Origin of the sequence: Halodurantibacterium daqingense, from assembly GCF_042666235.1 — a bacterium.
GTDB classification, from domain to species: Bacteria; Pseudomonadota; Alphaproteobacteria; order Rhodobacterales; family Rhodobacteraceae; genus Halodurantibacterium; species Halodurantibacterium daqingensis.
Genome location: NZ_JBHTFQ010000012.1, coordinates 37942 through 56415, shown reverse-complemented (window position 1 = coordinate 56415; position 18474 = coordinate 37942). Strand labels below are relative to the sequence as shown.

The following is an 18474-nucleotide window of genomic DNA, read 5'->3' as shown; positions in this document are numbered from 1 at the left end:
TCGCGAAACCGTCGACGAGATATGCACGGCGCCCGACATCTCCGCGGTGGATAATCTGAAGGCTCATGTCCAGCCGAACGCAGCAAGCGCCATCCCCGCGAGCGCACAGCCTGCCAGCACCATCACCGGGCCAAGCTTGAATCGGAACACTGCCACAAGCGCGGCAAGCACCAGTGCTGCAGCCGCCAGATTGATCGACGACCAGACGGGCACATCGAAATCGAGCCCGAAGGATGCGATCGTTCGCACTTCGTCGAAAACCACATGGAGGCCAAACCAGACAGCGAGGTTCAGGATGACGCCGACCACGGCTGCGGTGATGGCGGTCAACGCGGCTGTCAGCACCAAGTTGTCACGCAGGCGCTCGATGAAGGGGGCGCCGAGGAAGATCCAGAGGAAGCAGGGCGTGAAGGTGACCCACGTGGTCAGCAGACCGCCCAGCGTGCCGGCCGCGAGCGGCGACAGGCCGGTCGCTTCGCGGAATGCGCCCATGAAGCCCACGAACTGCGTGACCATGATCAGCGGTCCGGGCGTGGTCTCGGCCATGCCGAGGCCGTCAAGCATCTCGCCGGGGGCGAGCCAGCCGTAGTTCTGCACCGCCTCCTGCGCCACGTAGGCCAGTACCGCATAGGCGCCGCCGAAGGTGACGACAGCCATGACGCTGAAGAAGCCGGCAATCTGGGCAAAGACATTGGCCGGGCCGAGCAAGACGAAGAAAAGGGTGACCGGCGCCAGCCAGAGCACAAGGAACACTGCCGAGATACGGAAAGCGTAGCCCCGGCTGACCTCGGTATGCTCGGGCGACTCCTCGCCAAGCAGCGTGTCGGCATCATCGACCTGGACCTTGCCGACCTTGCCGTGTCCGCCGCCCCCATGGAACGTGGGCAAGCCGGCGCGGGCGCCGAAGAACCCGATCAAACCAGCGATCAGGATGATGAGCGGAAACGGCACCGCGAAACCGAAGATCGCCACGAACGATGCGGCGGCGATGGCAATCATCGCGCCGTTCTTCAGCGCGCGCGAGCCTATGCGGATGACCGCCTGCACCACGATCGCCAGCACCGCGGCCTTGAGCCCGAAGAACAGCGCCTCGACAGGTCCGACATTGCCATAGAGCGCATAGATCCAGCTCAAGCCCATGATGGCGATGACGCCGGGCAACACGAACAGGACGCCCGCGATGATCCCGCCCAGCGTGCGATGCATCAGCCAGCCGATATAGACGGCCAGCTGCATCGCCTCCGGGCCGGGTAGCAGCATGCAGTAGTTCAGCGCGTGCAGGAACCGCTTCTCGCCCAGCCAGCGTTGTTCCTCGACAAGTATGCGATGCATCAGCGCGATCTGTCCGGCGGGGCCACCGAAGCTCAGAAGGCCGATGCGGGCCCAGATGCGCGTGGCCTCGGCCAAGGTGGGATAAGCGCGGTCCTGCATCAGTCTGCCTTCGGCTTGTTGGTGGGCCAGGTGTGGGTCTCGTCGGTTGCGTCCCGCGCCCATCGGTAGAAGGCGTCATAGAGCAGCATCCCGGCCTCCAGCTGCTCCAGATCGTCGGAGAACATGCGCGACAAGCCAAGCGAGGCCGCCAGCAGCCCCGCCGCCTCGGGCGCGAGGTCGAGCCGGGCGGTATCGGCGCTGCGCACGATAGTCGCGAGGCGGGCGAGCGCGGGAATGCTGAGGCCGAACTCCGCCAGCATCACGTCGAAGGTGCAGAGTTCGCCCCTATGGCTCCAGAACACGCCTTCGATGTCGAAGGGCGCGGCGTTGTAGCGTTCGGCGACGCCGATAACCTCGGCGGGCGCCACGAACAGGATGATGGCGCGGGGATCCAGAAACCGCCGGATCAGCCAGGGGCATGCGATGCGGTCGATCTTGGGGCGCGAGCGCGTGACCCAGGTGGTTCGGCCCTGCGCATCGCGCGCGGGCAGCTTCGCTGGATCGATCAGCGGCAGCCCGGCCGTTCGCCAGGCTTCGAACCCACCCTCGAGATACTCCGAAGGGCAGCTTTCGGCGCGCAGGATCGCGGCTGTGCCTTGGCTGCGCCGATGGCCGGCCTGACAAACGGCGATGGACGTCTGCCCGCCAAGCTGCACGGCAAGTGCAGCAAGATCCCGGTCGTCAGTCCTTATGGATCCGGGTAACAGGCGCGGATCGGTGGCGAAGTCTTCCTCGGACCGCACATCCAGCAAGAGCGGCGCGCGAGGTGTTCCAATGATGCGGGCAAGTTTCTCGGATGAAATAGCGTTAGGCGCAGGCATCTGCGTTCCTCCTCAGGTCAGGATATGCGGGAACGCGATCTTCGGCTGGCGCCTCGTGGGGCGGTCGCAAACCCCATGAACGGAAAATCCAATTTCAGGACAGGATTGTCAACCAAGGTCGCCAGGGGAGGAGGCGCGCGCCCGTGCGGCACATCGAAACAATCGCAAGAGGTTAACGCCGATGCGAAAGCCGACATCAGCCGGGCAAACTGCGCCGGACTGCCCGTTGCCTGCCCCGCGGCCCGGAATCGATTGCACCAGTGCGTTTCTCCAGCCTGTTGGACTCCTCTTCGGGCGCCTCCAGCTCCTTAAGGATAGGGCAATCAGGACGATCGTTGCCGTGGCAGCAGTCAGCGAGGTTTTCGAGGGTAGCGGCCATGTCCTGAAGCTCGGCAATCTTCAGGCGCAGGTCCGCGACATGGGCCAGAGCCAGACGTTTGACGTCTGCACTTTGCCGCGCGCGATCGCGCCAGAGGCCCAGCAACTCGCCGATGCCCTCGACGCTGAAACCCAGATCCCGCGCACGGCGAATGAAGCGCAGCATGTGCACGTCCTGATCCGAATAGATCCGATAGCCCGAAGCTGTCCGCGCAGCAGGTGGGATCAGCCCCGTTTCCTCGTAATACCGGATCATCTTGGCAGAGACGCCCGAGGCGCTGGCCGCATCGCCGATGTTCATGCCGTGCCCTCCTGCACCGGGGGTGTCCAACGCCTGAGCCGCAGCGCATTACCAAGCACAAAGACTGACGACAGTGCCATCGCCCCCGCCGCAAAGATTGGCGACAGAAGGATGCCGAATGCTGGCCACAAGAGCCCCGCCGCCACCGGGATCAGCGCGGTGTTGTACGCGAAGGCCCAGAACAGGTTCTGCCGGATGTTGCCGATCGTTGCCTTTGACAGCGCGATCGCAGCTGGCACACCCTTGAGCGAGCCCGACATCAGCACCACATCGGCGGCTTCGATGGCGACATCGGTGCCGGTGCCGATGGCGATGCCCACGTCAGCCTCGGCCAGCGCGGGTGCGTCGTTGATCCCGTCACCGACAAAGGCCAGTCGGCCATGTGCGGCCTTCAACTCGCGCACAGCTTCCACCTTGCCATCGGGCAGGACCTCGGCCACCACGGCGTCGATGCCCAGCTTGCGCGCGATGGCCTGTGCGGTGCGGGCGTTATCGCCCGTCACCATAGCCACGCGCAGGCCAAGCCCGTGCAGGGCGCGGATCGCGGCGGGGGTGGTTTCCTTGATCGGGTCAGCCACGGCGATGATCGCGGCGAGATTGCCGTCGATGGCGGCATAGAGTGGGGTCTTCCCCTCGTCCCCCAGCCGTTCGGCCGCAGCAGTGAAGGCCGCGACATCGAGGCCCAGCCGCGCCATGTAGCGGTCCGCGCCGATCTGGATGTGGGAGCCCCCGGCCTCGGCCGCGACGCCGAAGCCGGTCAGCCCCTCGAACTCCGTCACCGGGGGTAGAGATAGACCCTCTTCCAGCGCCGCCCTGTGAATAGCCTGCGCGATGGGGTGCTCGGACTTGCACTCGACCGCCGCGACAAGGGCCAGCACCTCGGCCCGTTCGAACCCCGGCGCAAGCTCCAGATCGGTCAGGCGCGGCTTGCCCTCGGTCAGGGTGCCGGTCTTGTCAAAGGCCACGACCCGGGTGCCCGACAAGAGTTGCAGCGCCTCACCCTTGCGAAACAGCACCCCCATTTCAGCCCCGCGCCCGGTGCCAACCATGATCGAGGTCGGCGTAGCCAGCCCCATCGCGCAGGGGCAGGCGATGATCAGCACCGCCACGGCATTGACCAGCCCGAAGGTCAGCGCCGGTTCGGGGCCGAAGGCGAACCAGATGGCAAAGGTCAGCAGCGCCACCCCGATGACGGCGGGGACGAACCACATCGTCACCTTGTCGACCAGCGCCTGGATCGGCAGCTTGCCGCCCTGCGCGGCCTCGACCATGCGGATGATCTGCGCCAGCATCGTGTCGGCCCCGACCGCGGTGGCACGAAAGGCCAGCGCGCCGGTCTGGTTGACGGTGCCGCCGACGACCACCGCGCCGACGCGCTTTTCCACCGGGACCGGCTCGCCGGTGATCATCGACTCATCGACCCAGCTCTCGCCCTCGATCACCTCGCCATCCACCGGCACCCGCTCGCCGGGGCGCAGTTCGACCAGATCGCCGGGCAGCACCTGATCGACCGCGATTTCCTGTGTGACCCCGTCCCGTCGTACCCGCGCGGTCTTCGCCTGCAGCCCGACCAGGCGCCCGATCGCCTGCGACGTGCGGCCTTTGGCGCGGGCCTCCAGATAGCGGCCCAGCAGGATCAGGGTGACGATCACCGCCGCAGCCTCGTAATACACGTTCACCGTGCCCGGCGGCAGCAGGCCGGGGGCGAAGGTCGCGACCATGGAATAGGCATAGGCGGCCATTGTGCCGACCGCGACCAGGCTGTTCATGTCTGGCGCCCCGCGCGCCAGCGCCGGAAAGCCGAGGGCGTAGAAGCGGATGCCGGGAAAGGCCAGGACCAGCGTGGTCAGGGCGAACTGGATCAGCCAGTTTGCCTGCATGCCGATGGTGGCCATGATCAGATGGTGCACGGGCGGGAAAAGATGCGCGCCCATCTCCAACACGAAGACCGGCAGGGTCAGCGCCCCGGCGATCAGCACATCGCGGCGCAGCCCCTGCGCCTCGGCCTCGCGCCGCTCGGCGGCACTGCCGTCGCTGGCCGCCTGCCGCTGGCGGGCGGTGTAACCAGCGCCCTCGACCGCTGCGATCAGGGCGGCGATGTCGGCGGTGCCGGTGACATTCGCGCGTTCGGTGGCAAGGTTGACCTGCGCTTCGGTCACGCCCGGCACGGCGGCCAGCGCGCGCTCGACCCGGCCGACGCAGGAGGCGCAGGTCATCCCCTCGATGGCCAGTTCCACCCGCGCGGCGGGCACGTCATAGCCCGCCCCCTCGATCACCTTGACCAGATCGGCGCGGCTCACAGGGGAGGACAGCCTGACCTCGGCCTTTTCAATGGCGAGGTTCACATTGGCCTCCGCGACACCCGGGACAGCCAGCAAAGCACGCTCTACTCGCCCGACGCAGGAAGCGCAGGTCATCCCTTCGATATCCAGAACTTGCGTTGGAAGCGGTCTCAGGGCGGTGTTCATGGGGTTCTCGCAGCAGCAGGGAAGGTGTCAGCGCCCAAGATGAGCCTTCCAACAATGGGAAGGTCAAGCCCTGTGTCAGAAAAGCTGAAACTTGCTTCTGCGCCCTTGACCTTCCAACGGTGGGAAGCCCTATCTGCCTTTTCATCAACCAGATAAAAGGTGCGCCTTATGCAGTTTCATATCGAGAACATGACCTGCGGCGGATGCGTTCGGGGCGTCGCCCGGGCCATTCAGACCGTGGATCCGACCGCGACCGTCGACGCCGATCCTGCCTCGCGCAGGGTCACGGTCCAGTCCAGCCAGCCCAGTACCGCCTTCCTGCCCGCCCTTGAAGCGGCCGGGTTTTCGGCAACGATCCAATAAGGAGAAACCTGATGAAAAAACTGTCCTTCGCATTTCTGCTTGGTGCCGCGATTGCGGCCGGCGGCTTGACCTACGCGCAGTCACAGATGAGCCAGGGTGGCCACGGGGCCATGAACCACGGCGCCATGGATCATGGAGCGCACGGCGCCCAGGTCGCGACCAGCGACAATCCGGTCATCGCCGCCTACATGGCCGCCAATGACCGGATGCACGCCGATATGGCCATCGAGTTCACCGGCGATGCCGATGTGGATTTCGTTCGCGGCATGATCCCCCACCACCAGGGCGCCATCGACATGGCCCGCGTGGTGCTGGAACATGGCTCCGACCCCGAGATCCGGGCCCTCGCCGAAGAGGTTATCGGTGCCCAGGAAGGCGAGATCGCCATGATGCGCGCATGGTTGGCCGCCCGTGGCTTGCAGTGAACGCTACGCGCCCGGCATTGGAGCGCCGGGCGCTGCCTTCGTCCTTATGGCCCTGCTCGGCACCATGGTCCTGGTGTCTCCGGTCAGCGCAGACGAGATTGCTGAAGGCCGAGCGCTCTACGTTGAACATTGTGCGGCCTGCCATGGTGTAAATCTCGAAGGTGCCCCCGACTGGCAAAGCCGTGGACCGGATGGCCGCTTTCCCGCCCCGCCGCATGACGAGACCGGCCACACCTGGCATCATGGCGACGCAATGCTGTTCGACTACACGCGCCGCGGCGGGCAGGCTTTTCTCGACGACCTGGGGGTGAGGTTCGATTCCGGCATGCCCGCCTTCGACGACGTACTGAGTGACGCCGAGATCGAGGCGATCTTGGCCTATATCAGGTCAACCTGGCCCGAGCGGATGCGCGCGTTTCAGGCAGAGCGCACCGCAGCGGAGGGCGCAGATTAGGTAAGGCACCGATTACGAGCCGAGGGGCCGCCCGACGCAGGAGAAAACGACGTGGCAACCAAGCCGCAATCTGCTGTGCTCGCCTGGCTCGACCGGCATTTCTCGGTCGAGCTGCCATTCCTGCGATTTGCCCGGAATGTCGTTCTGCTCTCGCTCGCCGGCCTCGCGCCGACCCTCGCGCTCTACATCGCGCTGTCGCCAGGACTGTGGCCGCATCTGCTGGCCACAGACGCGGCACTACCGCGCTTCGTGCGGCAGATCGCCACCAATGGCCTGCCGGTTGTCCTTGTCGTCAATGCCTTCGGTCTGATCCTCTTTGCGCAACTTCGGAGCCGCCGGCTGAGCCCGGCGCGCGCACTTGCCATCGACCTTCCTGCCCGCATCGGCGCCTTCATCGCGCTGCATGTGGTGATCTATCCGGCTTCGGCGCTCATGTTCGGCTCGTTCGGCGGCGACCCGGTGCAAGGGCTTCGCGTCGTCGGGCCGACGCTGACCCAGTCAGCCGCCTTCGCGAATCTCTCAGGCGTCTATCTCTATGCCACGCTCATCAGTGCCCTCCCGCTGCATATGGCGATGGTTGGCGGGGCGATGCAGGCGCGTGCCCTGTCGACGCCAACCATGCCGCTGCTGATCGCGCTGGCGCTGGCGATCTTCGGGCTGCAGGCGCTGCTGCTTACGGGGTTCTCGGCACTGCTGGCTGGGTATTTCTGATCCGGCACCATGCTGCCTGGCACAGACGAGATCATGCTGCCCGCAGACGGGAATGGGTGAAACTCAACGCAAGACTGAAAGTCGCCAGCATCGGCAACATGAAAAGGGCCGGCCAGATCCCATAACCCATGCGTAGTCCGAACAGGCCATGCCCTGCCAGGAGGAAGAACCCCGTGCTCATCGCGCCCCAGGCAATGAGCGCGAAACCGAGACCCTTTGCCCAGAAACTCCCGCCGGGGAGATGGGGGTGCAGCCGGGCATAGAGGAACCCCCAGATCATCGCGCCGGTCAGATAGGGCACGAGGCTTCCCAGCTGCGCACCCGCCCAGCCCCCCAGCAGGCGCTGGAAATCGTCGTAGGGCTGAAAGCCCGGCAGAATGCCAAAGGCGTCCTTGACCAGCATCAGCGTGCTGTGCACCGCCAACCCGGCAAGCCCGGCGAGGACTGCGGTGACCAGCGGTCGCAGCAGGCCCAAGGCTGGCGGCAGATCACCATGGTTCATGCATTGCCTTCCCGGATCGCTCGCGCCCCCAGCAGGTGCCGGCGGGTCAGCCAGATCACGAGCGGCGGGAGGATCAGCCATTGCATGAGCGGGCTGAATCCGGTGCCGAAGGGCGGCACCAGCGGCATCGCGTCCGAATAGGTCCAGCGCAGGCTGACGTTGGTGTAATAGTATTCGAACCCGACCGTCAGGGCGATGCCGATACCTATAAAGATCACGATGGGTAGCCTCGCCGGTCCAAAGAGCCAGTCCCGGCTGCGCGCCGCGAGGCTTGCGATCCAGAAAGCCGTCAGGGCGAAACCGACATCACCAAAGGTTGCCGACATGCAGAGCTTGATCGCCTCCCAATGCGCCATCTCGGCCATGTCTGCGAAGACCGGCACCTGCACGAACTCCCAGACGAAGTGCAGCAGGAAGGAAAAGAAAGCGACCGGCAATTCCGGCGCCTCCCAAAGACCGGCCGGGCGCGCGCCGGTGCCAGTAGCCTCGGCGCGCGCCGCGTTTCTGGAACCCGTGCCCATCAGGCGGCCTCGACCGCCTCGACCAGCATCTGCCGCACTTCGTCGGCAATCCTTTGCAGGTCCTTGTTGTCGATGGCCTGCATCGAGGCGACGGGGTCGATGGCGCTGATCTCCACGCCACCCTTCACTGCGCGCAGAATCACATTGCACGGCAGCATCGCGCCAACCCGCGGTTCGACCTGAATGGCCTTGTAGGCCATGGCCGGGCTGCAGGCGCCGAGGATGCGGTAATCATCGACCTCGGTGCCGATCTTGGCCTTCAGGGTGGCCTTGACGTCGATCTCGGTCAGCACGCCGAAGCCCTGCTCGCTCAGCGCCTTGCGGATGCGCGCGTCCACTGCGTCGATCGAAGCATCCGTGATCGTCCGGTCATGCGTGTAGCTCATGGTCCGTTCCTTTCATTTCATCAGATACTTGATCAGCGCCGCGATCGCGAGGCCGACAAGGATCAGGATCATCCAGATCCCGCCGAACCCCATTCCCCATCCGTTCATCATGGCAGTCTCCTTTCGGGTTGGTGCTACTGTTGGCCCTTGGCCGGGCAGGCCCGCGTCAGTCGATCTGCCGGAACAGGCCCGGATATCGGTTGAAGGCGAGGCGCTGGACGAGCGAGCCGTCCACCGTGACGATCTCGGCGATGATGCTGCCATCCTCGGCCTCGGTGATCTCGCCGATCTCGAGGCGCGGGTTGCCGTGGCGCTCGAGAAGATGCGCGAGGTACGTCTCGACGCGGGCCGGCGTCATCTCGCTGGGCGCACTGTGGTGCATGCCATAGAGCGCGCCGGGGCCGAGGGCGTGGCCGCCCATCTGCCCATGGAGGCCGTGCATCATCGGGCCCATCGGCATGCCGTGCATCCCCATCATGCCTTGGCCCATCATGCCGCGGCCCGGCATTCCCTCGGCCATCGGGCCGCCGCGCATGCCACCCATCATCCCGGGCATCCCGCCCTCGCCCATCATGCGCATCATCATCTGCATCATCTCGGGCGTCATCATGCCCATCATGCCAGGCATCCCGGAGGCGTCGGCAGGTCCCGCATCCCCCTCGGGCGCCGTCGCCTCGACCTCGGGGTGGTGGGCCGCATGGTCGTCATCAGTGGTCTGCGCCGTGGCGCTCATGCTCATCGCAAACAGGGCGGCGCCAGCGAGAAGGCCGGTCAGTGCGGTTCTGGTCGTCATGGTCTCTCTCCATTCATCGGGGTTGGTCTTGGAAGTCGCGCACGGATGAGGACCGCGCGCGGCGGGGTTATTCGATGCCCAGTCGGCGCCAGCTGCGTCCGCCATCCTCGGAAGCCAGCAATTCGCCGTGCTGGGTTGCCGCGAAGACGCGTTCCGGTGTCAGCGGATCGGCGGCGAAATAAAGCAGGAACCGATCCTGGAAGCCGGGGTGGAGGCTCTCCCAAGCCGTTTCATCCTCGGCCCGGCGCACGAGGCCCTCGCCTAGGATGAAGGCATGAAGGATGCCATCGGCCGTCACCTCGACAAAGCTCACCGGCGCCTGTGCGGGATGGGCGCGCTGCCAGTTCCGTGCATCGCCGGCGCTGACCCAGAGCCCGCCCTCGGTCGCAGCATAGAGCCGTTCCGGGTCGCGTGCCGAAGCGGCGATGTCGATCAGCCCGGTCGGCGCATCGGCCACCCGCTCCCAGGTCGCACCGCCGTCGCGGCTGCGCTGGAGCCCGCCATGGTTGCCCCAGACCACGGCCGGATCGGCCTTGCTGATGTCCATCTGGTGGAAATCCACCGGCCCGTTCACGCCGGCCGAAATCTGCACCCAGCGCTCGCCGCCGTCCGAACTGGCGATGACCCCCAGATTGCCGCCGCGCGCGGGATGGCCGCTGGCGAGGAAGGCACCGGGCTCCACGGGGTGGGCGACAAAACCCATCAGGTCGTCGCGGTGATCGGAGACCTGCATGGTCAACCCGCTGTCGATATCGAGCGCGTGCAGCCCGTGATGCGTGGCGATCAGCAGGCGGTGCGGGTCCTGCCGGTCGACCGCCAGCCCATGGACATGCGTGCGCGAAAGCAAAGTGGCAAGCGGTGTTTCGGCACGGGCAGGTGCACCGAAGCCGAGAGCAAATGCCCCGCCAAGACCAAGTGCGCCCAGACCCGAGGCCATGAGCATGCTGCGGCGGGTGATCTTGATATTGGTTCTCATTTGGTCATTCTCCGTCTTCCTAATTCGCCGCGGCGGTGTCATCGGCCGCCGCCGCCATGGCCGCGATGCATGAAGACATGCATCGCGAGGCAAATCCCAAGCGGCAGCATCAGTGGCAGGCTAGCCATCAGATGCACGCGATGCTCGAAAGCCAGTGCCAGCCCCAGCCCGGCCAGCACCACACAGGCGGCAACCACAGGTGGCGAGCTGTGCCAGCCCGGCTTCGGGGAGGCATCACCGGATTTCTGCTCTGAGGGATCCATCATTTGCCCACCCCGATTCTGGCTCGCCGCAAGAGCAGCGAATTGCCGATCACCGAGAGCGAGCTTGCGGTCATGGCGATGACGCCGATCATCGGATGCAGGAGGCCGAGCGCGGCGACAGGTATCGCCGCGAGATTGTAGAACCAGGCCCAGAAGAGGTTCTCAACGATCTTGCGGAACGTGGCTTTCGAAAGCTGGATTGCCTCGACCACCTTGGTCAGTTCGCCGGTGACCAGGGTGACATCGGCCGCCTCGATCGCCACATCGGCGCCTGCGCCGATCGCGATGCCGACATTGGCCTGCTTGAGCGCCGGGGCATCGTTGATCCCGTCACCGACCATGGCGACCTTCTCGCCATGCTGGGCCTGCAATGCGCGGATCGCCTCGACCTTGCCCTCGGGCAGAACACCGGCCTTGACCTCGTCCAGACCCACCTGCGCCGCGACATGACGCGCGGTGCGCTCGTTGTCGCCGGTGACCATGACAACGTGGATGCCAAGCGCCTGCATCGCGGCGATGGCGGCCTTGGAGTCTTCCTTGATCGTGTCGGCCACCGCCACCAGCCCCGCCGGCCGGTCGCCGATCGCGACCAGCATCGCGGTCTTGCCCTCGGTCTCCAGTATGACCAGCCGGCTCTCCAGCGCCTCGGGTGGGATGCCAGCCTCGGTCAGCAGCCGTCGGCTTCCAACGCAAACCATGCCGCCCTCGACCTCGCCCTGAACCCCGCGCGCGGTGATGGATCGGAACTTCGCAACCTCCGGAATGTCCAGCCCGCGTTCTCGCGCGCCCGCGACGATGGCCTGCGCAAGCGGGTGTTCGGACCCGGCCTCGACCGAGGCTGCAGAGCGCAGCACCTGTGCCTCGTCAAAGCCTTCCAGCGCGTGGACATCGGTCAGCGCGGGCTTGCCCTTGGTGACGGTGCCGGTCTTGTCGAGCACCACCACCTTGATGTCCTTCAGAGTCTGGATTGCCTCGCCCGAGCGGATCAGCACACCGCGCTCGGCCCCCATGCCGGAGCCCACCATCAAGGCCGTCGGCGTTGCCAGTCCCAGCGCGCAGGGACAGGCAATGACCAGCACCGCGACGCCCGAAAGAACCCCCACCATCAACGGCGCAAGGTCCGGATTGACCCAGGGCAGGAACCCCGCCCCCCAGCCGAGCACCGGCCGCAGGCTCTCACCGAGAACCAGCCACATGGCGAAGCTGGCAAGGCTGATGATGAGCACTGCCGGCACGAACTTGCCGGTCAACCAGTCGGCGAACTCCTGGATCGGCACCTTCGATCCCTGTGCTTCCTCGACCAGCCGGATGACCTGCGCAAGGAAGGTATCGGCACCGACGCGCGTGGCGCGCACCCTCAAAAGCCCCTCCTTGTTGATCGTGGCGCCGATCACGGCATCGCCCGGGCCCTTTTCGACAGGCACGGATTCACCCGTGGCGATGGATTCGTCCAGATGGCTGTTGCCCTCCACGATCTCGCCATCGGTGGGCACCTTGGCACCGGGGCGCACCACCATCACATCGCCGGGCTGCAATTCGGCCACCGGTAGCTCGACCTCCTGACCGTCGCGCAGCACCGAGGCGGTCTTGGCGCCCATGGTGATCAGCCGCTTGATCGCCTGGCTGGCGCGGCCCTTGGCGCGGGTTTCCAGATAGCGGCCCAGCAAGTGGAAAGTCATGATCGTCGCCGCCATCTCGATGAACGAGGTCATCGGATAGACGAAGCCGATCAACCCGATCAGATAGGGCGGCAGGCTGCCCATCGAGATCAGGACGTCCATATTGGCGGTGCGGTTGGTCAGTGACCGCCAGGCCGAGACATGTGTGGCCCAGCCACCGCGCAGGAAGACGACCGGAAAGGCCAGCACCGCGACGATCAGCAGATACCCCGGGATCTTCGCCCAGAACATGTGCGGGACCATGATCAGCATGATCAGCGTGGCCGGAACGGCGGCAAAGACCAGCCGGTTCCAGGCCTGCGACAGGTAGCGATCTTCGGACTCGGCGGCTCCCGCTGGCGACCGGCTTTCTGCGGTTTCGATCGCATCGACCTCATACCCAGCGCGCTCGACGGCGACCCGCATCGCGGCGGCATCGACCTTGCCCGGATCGTGGGACACCTCGACACGGTGGCTGGCAATGCTTGTCCGAACCGCGCCGATGCCATCCAGACGGCTGAGCGAGGTCTTGACGATTCCGGCACAATGATCGCTGCCCATACCGGGCACGGTGAGTGTGACGGTTGCACTGTGGGCGGTGGGTTTGGCTTGATCGGTCATGATCTGCCCTCCACTTTGAGATGGGCGGCGGATGCTCTCCGCAACGCCAACCCCAGTCCGAGGAACAGCGCCGCACCGAAGCCCCAGACCCAGGCATAGCCGATCATGCCCGACCAGGGCGCCAGCGCATAGGCCAGCGCCAGAACCGCCCAGACTGCTGCGACGGTGAAGATGAGCGTGATGTCGAATTTCATATCCTTGTCCTTTCCATCAATGGCCATGGGCGCCGCCCGCTGCCTCGATCGGCAGCGCGCGCATCAGTTCGAACCCGGTAGCGGTTGCGGCATACATGCCGATCACGATCACCAGCACTGCCAGCGGCCCGACCAGCGCGGCGGCACCGGGGCGCGGCGTGATGGCCGCATCCCAATGCGGCAAGGGGGGCACCGTCGCGCGCCCGGGCAGCAATGTCGCTGCAACCGAGAGCGAAAAAGCGGCCAAGGCCAGGGCCATCAGCAGCCCGCCCCCGGCGACCCAGCCCATCAGCGCGGGCCAGAGCGCGGGCGCGTCCCCGCCATAGCCGGCATCAATCACGCGCCGCGGCACACCCATGTCGCCCGCCGCCACCCCGGCCCCGCCAAAGGCCACAAGTCCCAAGGTCGCCAGATGCGGGGTGAAGCGCGCCAGCCCCGGCACGGCCAGACCGCGCCCGGTCAGCGCGGGCAGGATCAGTGCCAGTGCGGCCAGAAAACTCAGCGAAACCGTGCCGACGGTGAAGAAGTGGAAATAACCCGGCACCAAGAACGTATCCGACAGAAGCGGCGCCAGGTCCGCCTGGATCAGCACGAAGGCCAGCACGATCCCGAAGGCCATGTTGACCACTGCAAACCCCGCCGCCGCCATCGCTGGTTCCCGCCAGGGCAACGCCCGGATCCAGCCGAACAGGCCCCGGCCACCGCGCGTGCGGGCATGCACCTCAAGCGAGGCGACGATGATCAGGAAGGCGGTCAGCGTCGGCACGCTGACAAAGAGCGACAGGAGCGAGCCGGCGATACGCACCGCGCCCGGCAGGTCGGGCTCCAGGAACATGTGGTAAAGCGAGGTCGGTGGCACGAAGACCAGGTAAGCGGCGAAGACGAGCTTGGAGAACCGTGCGCCGAAGACTGACTTCACACCGATCAGTTCCTGCATCAGCACATACCAGACGATGACCGTGGCCATCAGCGGCAGGTAATGCATGTTGTGAAAGACGATGTGCCAGTTGGTGCTGTGATTGGCGGGCATCCCGCCCAGCCCCAGCGCCCAGAGGAGCCCCGGCGCGAAGACATAGACCAGCGCAAAGCCCGTCACCATCAGGAACCCCGCCCAGGCGAAGAGCGCGAAGCCGACCGCCGAGAATTCCCCCGCCCGCCGCACCGCAGCCAGGAGCGTCGCCACCCCGGTCGCCGGCAGCACGATCAACCCGAGTCCCAGCAGGATATAGCCGGCATTGAAGACGCCAAGCCGACCCAACTCGTATTCGGCAAGTTCGGGGTTGCCATTATAGAGAAGCGGCGTGCCGCCCGAAATCGCGCCCAGCGACAGCGCCATCCCGCCCAGCATCAGCGCAAATCCGCCCCAGGCCAAGCCGCGTGCGGCAAGCCCCCGCCCGGCCTCAATCGCGGCAAGCGCCAGCAGGATGGCGCCTTGCACAAGGTAAAGCCAGTAGAAGAATATCCCGACCCCGTGCAGGGTCAGAAGCCGGAAGCCCGTTTCAGGGATGAGGTCGATCCAGCCGGCACGCGCCAGCGCCACACCGGTGCCACCGACGATACCGGTGAGGAGCGCGAGGATGGCCAGACCAGAGAGCGCGATCAGCAGTCTGCGGTCGCCGGGAGAAAGATGGTCCAGCCGGTCACGAAGCGAGGCGGTCATGCCACACCCCCTTCCGTCACGCTGAGGCGCGCCTGCATCACGTCATGGGCTGCGCCGCAATAGTAGGTGCAATAGATCAGGAACTCGCCCGGCCGGTGCAGGGTGATGTCGGTCTCGACTAGTTGCCCCGGTCGCAGCCGGATCATCCGCCCGCCGCGGCCGAAATGGATCGAGGCTCCGTGTGACACATCGGTTGCCATCATGCGAAACCTGTAGGCTTGATGCGTTTCAAGCCGCAGATGTGCGGGCTCGAAGAAGAACTGGCCGGCCCGCAGCCAGATGTCGATCGGCGCGCTCGGGTCGTGGCGATGCGCGTCCGTAACGGGCTGGGGGGCATGCGCTGCCGCACCATGGCCGCCGTGGTCACCGTGGCCGCTATGGCCAACATGCCCCGTCCCCGTATGCGCCGCATGATCCGCCGTCTGGCCATCATGCGCGCCCTCGGCCATGGCGGAGCCTGAAACATCAGGATGACGCGGCCGCACGCTGCCGTCAGCCTCGCCGAAGCGGGCAACGAAGTCCTGCACCTGCGCCTCGAACTCCTGGCGTGTCAGCGACTGGCCCTCGGGCGCCGAATGGGCCGCATGATCATCATGGCCCCCTGCGTCCTCGGCATGCGTTGCGCCAAAGAGCGCCAACGGGCCGGGCGCTGCGCCATAGCCGACCCAGAGGGCATAAAGTGCCGTGCCGCCGAAGCCGGTCGCCGCGATAAAGCCGCGCCTGGTGGTTAAATGGGAAGTGTCGTGCATTGATGGAAACCTTCATCGCTGAGGGTTCCGGGTATCGCGGCAGCGTGGAATCCTGATCTCGGGCTGGGCTGCCTGCGTCACCGGAACGGCATTGCCGGACCGCAAGGGGCCTCACTGCACGCAGTGAACCGGAATGCGGTCGCTTTGCTCACGAAGCAGGTCGAGGTGCCGGATAGGCTCTACTGCCCGCTCGTGCGGCAGGAGCGCGATGCAACGCGACCGTGCTCCTGTCAGACCGTTCAGGCAGATTTCGGAGGGCGTCCGGCCGGATCCGAGGTCAAGCCCGCAGGCAGGACGATAAGGCGCGGGTCAGGACGTGCCTCGGGCGACAAGGCTGGCGCGAGTGTTCCCGCTGTCGAAGTCGCGCAGGCAACGCAATGTCCGGAAGTTGCGCAGGCACCTGCTGCATGCCCGGGATCCGCATCGTCACAGCACTCCGGGCTGCCAGGCGCGACATCGGACAAGGCTGTCGTCAAACCATGATCGGAATGATGCTGGACGGGATGGGCATCTGCCATCTGGATCGTCGCAAGTCCGAGGGACAGGAGGATCAACGACACCATGAACCAACGCAGCCAGCGCCAGCTCCATGCCCCCGTCTCGCTGTTGATCCGAACCCCTGTCATGCTGTCTCGTCCGAAAGTATGATCGCCCAGTACACCTCCCCGGCCTGGTCTTGCCTTGATCAAGATCAAACGCGCTGATTTCGCGGTCCCGATACGGACGGCCCTTCAATTTGCCATAAGGGCATGGCCTGCCTGAGAAGGGGCCGGCTGCAGCGCTTGCCAGCCAGCGGGGTTCACGCTCTTGTTGAAGCTGAGACAAGCATCCCTGCTGGACGGAGCAAGGGCACGCGCTTATCGTCGTCCTATGAACGATCGTTGTACGTACAGTTTCTGGCGGCCCTGGATCGCGGCAATCTTCGTCGCGATGTTGGTTTTTTCGCCGATCCTGCAGGGTCATGCCCTGGCAGCGCATCCGAATAACTTCGACGTTCAACTGCAACAAGAACATGCCGACACGCAGCGCGCAAACTGCTGTGTTGATGGCGAGAACCCGGACCACGCTCTGGATGCTGAGTGCAGCTCTTGCATCCTCCCTTGTATGTCAACGCTGCATTCGCTGCTACCGGACCCGACCTCGATAACGGTCTTCGCGTCCGTGCCTTACCTCCTCTCCGGCGGACAAATCATGGGCGGTCTTGCGGCCGCACCCGATCTCAGACCTCCCAAAACGCGCTCCTGAAACATCGCCCTCCGGTCGCATGGCCGGGACAAGTGATCGCCGACAAATCCGTCGGCAAACAGGAGCTTATCTGATGACCACTCGTTACACCCGTCGCCGGTTCATGGCGACAAGTGCTGCCTCGATGGCCGCGCTCTCGCTGCCTGTCGTTTTGCGCGCGCAGACCGCAGCACCCCAGCACCTGCTTCGCGCCGCAAGCCGTGTGCTGGACATCGGCGGTCGGGCCGCGAACGTCTTCGGGCTGGAAAACGCCCGGGGCGGGCAGGGGCTGATCCTCGATCCCGGCGAGCGGTTCAGCGTCCGGCTGGAAAACGCGCTCGATATCGAGACGATGATCCACTGGCACGGGCAGATCCCGCCCAATGATCAGGATGGCGTGCCCGACGCCCCCATGCCCGCCCTGCGGCCGGGCGAGGCGCGGGACTATGACTTTGCGCCGCTGGCGGGCACTCACTGGATGCACAGCCACATGCCCGTTCAGGAAATGCAGCTGCTCGCCGCGCCGCTCATCGTCCGCTCAGACGAAGATCTCGCTGAGGACCGGCAAGAAGTCGTCCTGATCCTGCAGGATTTCTCCTTCACATCTCCCGATGAACTGATGGCGAATATTGATCACGGGCCGGGGCATGGTGCCATGGATCACGGCGCGATGGGTGGCGGCATGATGAGCCGGATGATGGGAGGTGATCACGGCGGCATGGCCGGAATGAATGGCATGGAGATGGATCTCAACGATATCGACTTCGATGCCTATCTGGCCAACGACAGAACGCTTTCCGACCCCGAAATCGTCAGGGTCGAGCGGGGCGGCCGCGTCAAGCTGCGCATCATCAACGCAGCCTCGGCAACCGTGTTCTGGATCGATACGGGCGGTATCGAAGGGCGTCTGGTTGCTGTGGACGGCCATGCCGTCGAGCCGCTCTCCGGCCGTCGGTTCGGCTTTGCTATGGGGCAGCGGCTGGATATCGAACTCGATCTCCCCGCAGAGGAAGGTGCCTGGCCAATCCTTGCCCTGCGCGAAGGTGAGCGCGAGCGGACCGGGATCATCCTTGCCACCCCCTCGGCTCAGGTCTCGCACGTCGCCGAACTGGGCGACGAGGCCGCGCCGGCCTTTGACTACGACCTCGCACAGGAAGCCAGCCTGCAAGCCGCTGATGCGATGCCCCAGCGTGCCAAGGCACACAGCGAGATGGTCATGCTGGGCGGCACCATGTCCCCCTATCGCTGGACGATCAACGACCGGATCTGGGGCGAGCATGTGCCGATCCAGGTGCGCTCGGGCGGACGCGTCGAGCTAATGTTCCACAACATGTCGATGATGGCCCATCCGATGCATCTGCACGGTCATGTCTTCCAGGTGGTCGGCATCGGCGGGCCCGGCATCGGCATGCGGCGCATCAACGGCGCGATGCGCGACACGGTGCATATCCCGCCGATGTCGATGGTCACCATCGCCTTCGATGCGGGCGAGGCGGCGCGCTGGATGCTGCACTGCCACCACATGCCACATCTCATCACGGGCATGATGACCGAACTGGTCGTTTCGGCTTGAGA

Annotated in this window: 20 protein-coding genes; 6 read left to right on the top strand and 14 right to left on the bottom strand. The window is 65.5% G+C overall.

Annotated features, from left to right (window positions below):
* Positions 1-63: 63 nt before the first annotated feature.
* The 4 genes from chrA to ACFQXB_RS17575 all read right to left on the bottom strand — a co-directional run bounded on the left by chrA (position 64) and on the right by ACFQXB_RS17575 (position 5399).
* Entirely contained in the window at positions 64-1431 is a 1368-nt protein-coding gene (gene chrA, locus ACFQXB_RS17590) for a chromate efflux transporter (protein WP_377406490.1), read from the bottom strand.
* Positions 1431-2252 carry a chromate resistance protein ChrB domain-containing protein gene (locus ACFQXB_RS17585; RefSeq protein WP_377406488.1) on the bottom strand — a complete coding sequence of 274 codons (822 nt, stop codon included), beginning with the start codon at positions 2250-2252 and terminating at the stop codon, positions 1431-1433. The genes chrA and ACFQXB_RS17585 overlap by 1 nt, the downstream gene beginning before the upstream one ends.
* A 196-nt stretch (positions 2253-2448) precedes the next feature.
* Entirely contained in the window at positions 2449-2931 is a 483-nt protein-coding gene (gene cueR, locus ACFQXB_RS17580; RefSeq protein WP_076534144.1) for a Cu(I)-responsive transcriptional regulator, read from the bottom strand.
* A complete protein-coding gene (locus tag ACFQXB_RS17575; protein WP_377406485.1) occupies positions 2928-5399 on the bottom strand; it encodes a heavy metal translocating P-type ATPase in 2472 nt (823 codons plus the stop codon). Before ACFQXB_RS17575 ends, cueR begins: the two co-directional genes overlap by 4 nt.
* Before the next feature lie 168 nt (positions 5400-5567).
* On the opposite strand from ACFQXB_RS17575, the gene ACFQXB_RS17570 reads away from it, so the two are divergent.
* From ACFQXB_RS17570 to ACFQXB_RS17555, 4 genes are all read left to right on the top strand, one after another.
* Positions 5568-5762 carry a heavy-metal-associated domain-containing protein gene (locus ACFQXB_RS17570; protein WP_076534148.1) on the top strand — a complete coding sequence of 65 codons (195 nt, stop codon included), beginning with the start codon at positions 5568-5570 and terminating at the stop codon, positions 5760-5762.
* A gap of 86 nt (positions 5763-5848) precedes the next feature.
* Positions 5849-6187, top strand: a complete 339-nt coding sequence (gene copM / locus ACFQXB_RS17565) for a CopM family metallochaperone (protein WP_443093465.1) — start codon at positions 5849-5851, stop codon at positions 6185-6187.
* A gap of 46 nt (positions 6188-6233) precedes the next feature.
* The gene (locus tag ACFQXB_RS17560) at positions 6234-6641 is read left to right on the top strand and encodes a c-type cytochrome (protein WP_083701371.1); all 408 of its coding nucleotides are present in this window, start codon (positions 6234-6236) and stop codon (positions 6639-6641) included.
* 51 nt (positions 6642-6692) lie between these two features.
* The gene (locus ACFQXB_RS17555; protein WP_377406481.1) at positions 6693-7352 is read left to right on the top strand and encodes a hypothetical protein; all 660 of its coding nucleotides are present in this window, start codon (positions 6693-6695) and stop codon (positions 7350-7352) included.
* A gap of 31 nt (positions 7353-7383) precedes the next feature.
* Here the strand turns inward: ACFQXB_RS17555 and ACFQXB_RS17550 are convergent, their stop codons facing one another.
* The 10 genes from ACFQXB_RS17550 to ACFQXB_RS17505 all read right to left on the bottom strand — a co-directional run bounded on the left by ACFQXB_RS17550 (position 7384) and on the right by ACFQXB_RS17505 (position 15675).
* Positions 7384-7854 carry a DUF6789 family protein gene (locus tag ACFQXB_RS17550; RefSeq protein WP_076534153.1) on the bottom strand — a complete coding sequence of 157 codons (471 nt, stop codon included), beginning with the start codon at positions 7852-7854 and terminating at the stop codon, positions 7384-7386.
* On the bottom strand, positions 7851-8375 hold the full coding sequence (locus ACFQXB_RS17545) for a hypothetical protein (protein WP_144039021.1): 525 nt from the start codon (positions 8373-8375) through the stop codon (positions 7851-7853). The genes ACFQXB_RS17550 and ACFQXB_RS17545 overlap by 4 nt, the downstream gene beginning before the upstream one ends.
* Complete coding sequence (locus ACFQXB_RS17540) at positions 8375-8761, bottom strand: DUF302 domain-containing protein (RefSeq protein ID WP_076534156.1); 387 nt, start codon at positions 8759-8761, stop codon at positions 8375-8377. The genes ACFQXB_RS17545 and ACFQXB_RS17540 overlap by 1 nt, the downstream gene beginning before the upstream one ends.
* Positions 8762-8927: 166 nt before the next feature.
* Positions 8928-9554 carry a hypothetical protein gene (locus ACFQXB_RS17535; protein WP_076534158.1) on the bottom strand — a complete coding sequence of 209 codons (627 nt, stop codon included), beginning with the start codon at positions 9552-9554 and terminating at the stop codon, positions 8928-8930.
* Positions 9555-9621: 67 nt separating this feature from the next.
* Positions 9622-10530 carry a WD40/YVTN/BNR-like repeat-containing protein gene (locus ACFQXB_RS17530; protein ID WP_083701373.1) on the bottom strand — a complete coding sequence of 303 codons (909 nt, stop codon included), beginning with the start codon at positions 10528-10530 and terminating at the stop codon, positions 9622-9624.
* Between the two features lie 38 nt (positions 10531-10568).
* Positions 10569-10796: a DUF2933 domain-containing protein gene (locus ACFQXB_RS17525; RefSeq protein ID WP_076534160.1), complete on the bottom strand. Its 228-nt coding sequence runs from the start codon at positions 10794-10796 to the stop codon at positions 10569-10571.
* Complete coding sequence (locus tag ACFQXB_RS17520) at positions 10793-13072, bottom strand: heavy metal translocating P-type ATPase (RefSeq protein WP_377406476.1); 2280 nt, start codon at positions 13070-13072, stop codon at positions 10793-10795. Before ACFQXB_RS17520 ends, ACFQXB_RS17525 begins: the two co-directional genes overlap by 4 nt.
* The gene (locus ACFQXB_RS17515; protein ID WP_377406473.1) at positions 13069-13266 is read right to left on the bottom strand and encodes a hypothetical protein; all 198 of its coding nucleotides are present in this window, start codon (positions 13264-13266) and stop codon (positions 13069-13071) included. Before ACFQXB_RS17515 ends, ACFQXB_RS17520 begins: the two co-directional genes overlap by 4 nt.
* Positions 13267-13282: 16 nt before the next feature.
* Positions 13283-14926 carry a cbb3-type cytochrome c oxidase subunit I gene (locus tag ACFQXB_RS17510; RefSeq protein WP_377406470.1) on the bottom strand — a complete coding sequence of 548 codons (1644 nt, stop codon included), beginning with the start codon at positions 14924-14926 and terminating at the stop codon, positions 13283-13285.
* Complete coding sequence (locus ACFQXB_RS17505; RefSeq protein WP_377406468.1) at positions 14923-15675, bottom strand: hypothetical protein; 753 nt, start codon at positions 15673-15675, stop codon at positions 14923-14925. Before ACFQXB_RS17505 ends, ACFQXB_RS17510 begins: the two co-directional genes overlap by 4 nt.
* A gap of 870 nt (positions 15676-16545) precedes the next feature.
* On the opposite strand from ACFQXB_RS17505, the gene ACFQXB_RS17500 reads away from it, so the two are divergent.
* Both ACFQXB_RS17500 and ACFQXB_RS17495 read left to right on the top strand, forming a co-directional pair.
* Positions 16546-16920 carry a hypothetical protein gene (locus ACFQXB_RS17500; protein WP_377406465.1) on the top strand — a complete coding sequence of 125 codons (375 nt, stop codon included), beginning with the start codon at positions 16546-16548 and terminating at the stop codon, positions 16918-16920.
* Between the two features lie 73 nt (positions 16921-16993).
* Positions 16994-18472, top strand: a complete 1479-nt coding sequence (locus ACFQXB_RS17495) for a multicopper oxidase family protein (protein WP_377406462.1) — start codon at positions 16994-16996, stop codon at positions 18470-18472.
* The last annotated feature ends 2 nt before the right edge of the window (positions 18473-18474 follow it).

Excerpts from the sequence above, each read along its gene's own strand:
- chrA (WP_377406490.1), bottom strand. The coding sequence starts at position 1,431 with ATGCAGGACCGCGCTTATCCCACCTTGGCCGAGGCCACGCGCATCTGG.
- ACFQXB_RS17585 (WP_377406488.1), bottom strand. The coding sequence starts at position 2,252 with ATGCCTGCGCCTAACGCTATTTCATCCGAGAAACTTGCCCGCATCATT.
- cueR (WP_076534144.1), bottom strand. The coding sequence starts at position 2,931 with ATGAACATCGGCGATGCGGCCAGCGCCTCGGGCGTCTCTGCCAAGATG.
- ACFQXB_RS17575 (WP_377406485.1), bottom strand. The coding sequence starts at position 5,399 with ATGAACACCGCCCTGAGACCGCTTCCAACGCAAGTTCTGGATATCGAA.
- ACFQXB_RS17570 (WP_076534148.1), top strand. The coding sequence starts at position 5,568 with ATGCAGTTTCATATCGAGAACATGACCTGCGGCGGATGCGTTCGGGGC.
- copM (WP_443093465.1), top strand. The coding sequence starts at position 5,849 with ATGAGCCAGGGTGGCCACGGGGCCATGAACCACGGCGCCATGGATCAT.
- ACFQXB_RS17560 (WP_083701371.1), top strand. The coding sequence starts at position 6,234 with ATGGCCCTGCTCGGCACCATGGTCCTGGTGTCTCCGGTCAGCGCAGAC.
- ACFQXB_RS17550 (WP_076534153.1), bottom strand. The coding sequence starts at position 7,854 with ATGAACCATGGTGATCTGCCGCCAGCCTTGGGCCTGCTGCGACCGCTG.
- ACFQXB_RS17545 (WP_144039021.1), bottom strand. The coding sequence starts at position 8,375 with ATGGGCACGGGTTCCAGAAACGCGGCGCGCGCCGAGGCTACTGGCACC.
- ACFQXB_RS17540 (WP_076534156.1), bottom strand. The coding sequence starts at position 8,761 with ATGAGCTACACGCATGACCGGACGATCACGGATGCTTCGATCGACGCA.
- ACFQXB_RS17535 (WP_076534158.1), bottom strand. The coding sequence starts at position 9,554 with ATGACGACCAGAACCGCACTGACCGGCCTTCTCGCTGGCGCCGCCCTG.
- ACFQXB_RS17530 (WP_083701373.1), bottom strand. The coding sequence starts at position 10,530 with ATGAGAACCAATATCAAGATCACCCGCCGCAGCATGCTCATGGCCTCG.
- ACFQXB_RS17525 (WP_076534160.1), bottom strand. The coding sequence starts at position 10,796 with ATGATGGATCCCTCAGAGCAGAAATCCGGTGATGCCTCCCCGAAGCCG.
- ACFQXB_RS17520 (WP_377406476.1), bottom strand. The coding sequence starts at position 13,072 with ATGACCGATCAAGCCAAACCCACCGCCCACAGTGCAACCGTCACACTC.
- ACFQXB_RS17515 (WP_377406473.1), bottom strand. The coding sequence starts at position 13,266 with ATGAAATTCGACATCACGCTCATCTTCACCGTCGCAGCAGTCTGGGCG.
- ACFQXB_RS17510 (WP_377406470.1), bottom strand. The coding sequence starts at position 14,926 with ATGACCGCCTCGCTTCGTGACCGGCTGGACCATCTTTCTCCCGGCGAC.
- ACFQXB_RS17505 (WP_377406468.1), bottom strand. The coding sequence starts at position 15,675 with ATGCACGACACTTCCCATTTAACCACCAGGCGCGGCTTTATCGCGGCG.
- ACFQXB_RS17500 (WP_377406465.1), top strand. The coding sequence starts at position 16,546 with ATGAACGATCGTTGTACGTACAGTTTCTGGCGGCCCTGGATCGCGGCA.
- ACFQXB_RS17495 (WP_377406462.1), top strand. The coding sequence starts at position 16,994 with ATGACCACTCGTTACACCCGTCGCCGGTTCATGGCGACAAGTGCTGCC.